1 protein-coding gene is annotated in these 4,282 nt (G+C 40.6%); it reads left to right on the top strand.

What is annotated here, in order from left to right; genetic code table 11:
• Positions 1-302 precede the first annotated feature (302 nt).
• The coding region (locus AC1DOS_RS18350) for a S8 family serine peptidase (RefSeq protein ID WP_477538663.1) at positions 303-4,282 on the top strand (3,980 nt) is incomplete at its 3' end.

Here is a 4,282-nt window from a genome sequence, read left to right as displayed (position 1 = left end):
CTTGGAACAAAACTTTATCTAATCTATTATACCTATATAAATAAATTGGAAAATAGTTACTAAATATCAATTCTGAAAACTCTGAACATTTACGACAAATTTTGACAAAAAATAGTCTGTCAATCTTATATAGTTTTAGTAACAACATGAGATTCAAGATTTGCACCATTGAGACTGTTTACCTAAATTGATCGTTAGGGAAAGGGGGGAAAGGTGTTTTTATGTGGTCCTTTTTAAGTAAACGTAAAAAGGATCAGCTTTACGAAGTGTGAAAAATGGTTAAAATAATAGGGGGAAAAAAGATGACGAAGAAAAAAAATTCTAAAAAATCGTTCAGCATTGCTGTTTCCTTACTTATGACGTTGTCACTAATTGCACCTGGAGTCGCGAGTGCAGGAACAACTAGTAAGCTTCACCAGTCGGTCAATAACACGAACTTAATGGCAAAAGAAAAGATGAGCAATCGGTTACTAGCAAATTTTAAAGAAGATGAAAAAGTCACCTTCTTAATTAAGTTCAAAGAGAAAGTGGATACGAAGAAAATTGCCGCTTCCGCTAAGAAAAGTTCAGAAAAAGCAAATTTACCATCAAAAAAATCGTTACTAGTTAAACGTTCTGCGATTGTATCTGAATTGAAAGCAACTTCTCTTCAGGAACAGCAAAATGTAAAACATTATCTTGAAGAAGAAGAAGCTAAAGGAAATGTTAAGGATATTAATTCTTATTATATTGTAAATGGGATGGCTGTAACAGCAACGAAAGAAGTTGCAGAAAAGGTAGCATCATTTGCAGAAGTTGAAAAAGTGCTTCCAAATGAAAAGCGTCAACTTTTCACAACGAAAACGAAAGATGCTGTGACACCTAAATCTGAAATTGCCAATGTTGAATGGAATGTTGCGAGAGTTAAAGCTCCCGACGTTTGGGCGATGGGTATTGATGGAGCTGGTACTGTAGTAGCGAGCATCGATACAGGTGTTCAGTGGGATCATCCAGCATTAAAAGAAAAATACCGTGGTTATAATTCTTCAACAGGTCAAACAGATCATGACTTTAACTGGTTTGACGCTACAGCTGGACAAGCTACACCTTATGATGATCATGGTCATGGTACTCACGTGACTGGAACAATGGTAGGTAGTGAAAAAAACGGTTCCAACCAGGTTGGAGTAGCTCCTGGTGCTAAATTCATTTCTGTAAAAGCTTTTACTCCAGATGGTGGTACAGATGCGGATTTATTAGAAGCTGCACAATGGATTTTAGCACCAACAGATTCTGAAGGAAATGCACGCGTAGACTTAGCACCAGATGTTGTAAACAACTCGTGGGGCGGTGGTCCAGGTCTTGACGAATGGTATCGTGATGTAGTCAAAAACTGGCGTGCAGCAGAAATTTTCCCTGAATTTTCAGCAGGAAACACGACGCTTAGCAATCCAGGTGGTCCTGGTTCGGTTGCATCACCTGCAAACTACCCTGAATCATTTGCTACGGGTGCGACTGATATTAACAATGTAGTAGGAAGTTTCTCATTAAGAGGACCTTCACCTTATGCTGAGATCAAACCGGATATTTCGGCTCCTGGCGTAAACATCCGTTCTTCTGTACCAGGTGGTGTGTATGAAGGGGGATGGAATGGCACATCAATGTCTGGACCAGCAATATCAGCTGTTGCAGCATTGTTACGTCAAGTAAACGCTGATTTGAGCGTTGATGAAATGGAACAGATTTTACTTGACACAGCAATTCCATTAACTGACGCGCAATATCCAGAAACACCGAATCATGGTTATGGATATGGTTTAGTTGATGCTTATGAAGCAGTATCTTCAATCATGAATGGTATTGGGAAAATCGGAGGGCAAGTTACTAAACAAGGGGACGATGATGAAGCTCCTGCTTTTGAACATAGTTCTCCTAGAGAAACATATGAAGGAATGGATTTAGACTTGACGATTTCTGTAAGGGATAATGTCAGCGTTGCATCAGTAGAATTAAATTATCTAGATGAAAATAGTGAATGGCAAACAGTAGAAGCAGCTCGTCAATCTGGTGACTTCAAGTCTGGGGATTACGCTGCGACGATTCCTGGAGCTTCTATAACAGGTGATTCATTAACTTACAAATGGGCAATCAATGATTTCGGAAATAACGAAGTCAACAGTGAAGAATATACAGTTGAAGTGAATCCGGGTATTACGGTTGGTTACTTTGAAGATTTTGAAACCGCTGCAACAGGCTGGAGTTCATTCGGAGATATGAACAGCTGGGAGTGGGGAGTTCCAACTTCCGGACCAGGAAATGCGGCATCTGGTGATAAAGTATATGCAACGAATTTAGATGGCAAGTATGACAATAACATGAACGCAACACTCGTGCTACCTCCAGTAGATCTGCCGGAAGGTAATTCGTACCTGCAGTTTAAACACTGGCATGACTTTGAGCAAGGATCACTAGGAACAGCTTTTGATTACGGTCATGTTTTTATTTCCACAGACCAACAAGAGTGGACTCAATTACAGAAGTACAAAGGTGTTTCAGGATCATGGTTAAATGGTGAAGTAGACTTGTCAGCTTATAGCGGTCAACGTGTTTACTTGGCATTTAATGCATTCTCCGATGGCAGTGTTGCAAAAGACGGTTGGTATATTGATGATATTGCATTAGCAGATAGTTCGCAAACTGGTAATGTTGCAAAAGGTGAAAAGAATGACAAGAAAGACAATGAAATTGGCCTTGGCGTAATCAAAGGTGATGATAAATCTGCAGCAAAAAAAGCGATTGATCCGACAAAAATTCGACCTGCTATGCCTAAAAAAGAAGAAAACCCAGTGTCAGATTCGCCAAACAATCCGACACTATTACCTTTAGGCGCTCAAGTCAGTGTGCTTGAATCAGGGCGTTCGGTTTATACTAACCCTGCAGATGGCTCATATTCAATAACGCATGCTCCAGGAACATTCAGAGTGAAAGCAGAAGCTTACGGTCACCACTCTAAGCAACAAACGGTGGAAGTTGCAGCTGATGAAACAGCGCAAGCGAATTTCACTTTGGATGAAATAGCACAAAATGTAGTGCGTGGGAAAATTACTGATGAATCGACAGGAGAAGGAATTGAAGGAGCAACAATTCTTCTTGTTGAAGATGCCAATATCACTCCTGTAGTAACAGATGAATCCGGTAACTACTCAATCACTGCTTATGAAGGAGACTACACTCTAAAAGTTATTGCTCGTGGCTATCATGGCCAAGAAGCACCAGTCACAATCGGTGCAGATGCACTTGATTTAAGTCTTGCTCTTGAGCCGTTCTACACATATCCAGGCGGAGAAATTGGCTATGATGATGGAACAGCCGAAAATGCGCATGCTTTCAATGCAGCAGGCAATGCTTGGGGAGTAAAAATGTCTCTACCTGAAGGAAAAGAAAATGGCATTGTTACTGATGGTGTATTCCGCTTCTGGGATACGGAATGGCCTGTACCAGGTGGAACTAAATTTGCTGTAGAAGTATGGGATGCCACTGGTGCTGACGGTACACCAGGTAAGAAACTTGCAGGTCCTATAGATGCCACTGCACTACGTAACGGAGAATGGACAGTAGTCGACTTAACTGAACATAACATTGTTGTGAATGGCGACTTCTACATGGTTTACAGACAAACATTTGCCAATCCAAACACTCCAGGCCTTGCAACTGATGAAAATGGAACAAATGCAGAAAGAAGTTACCAAGCTGTTTCAGGTACATGGTCAGCTTYACCTGMAGARGAWGGAAACTACATGATCCGTGCACGWGTTAGTYATGAAGTAAATGCACCAGTTATTACTTCACCAACAGATGACTTAGCAACAAATGATCCAGCTATTACTATARAAGGAACTGCTTCACCTACTACAACTATTCAGTTGAAAAATAACGGTGARGMAGCAGGATCMGTAGTAGTAGGAGATGATGGTAAATTCGCCATCCMAACGRAATTAACAGAAGGTACAAATGAATTCACAGCAGTTTCTAAATTCGATGGTAGAGTTACAGGTGAATCTGCTCCTGTCTCGGTCATCTTGGACACAGTGAAACCTAACCTTACAATCGACAGCCCGAAAGACGGAGATAAAACAAACCGTGAAACGGTTATCGTAGAAGGTAGCGTCGAAGATGCAAACCTTGATTGGGTAAAAGTAAACGGTCAAAATGCATCAGTCGTAAATGGCAAATATTCGAAACGTATTCTATTGGATACCGGCGCAAATAAAATTACTGTTGTCGCAAGAGATAAAGCGAATAA

It is taken from the genome of Paenisporosarcina sp. P5_A11 (genome assembly GCF_056400705.1).
Note: the sequence above shows the minus strand (reverse complement) of the source record. Positions and strands in the feature narration are given on the sequence as shown.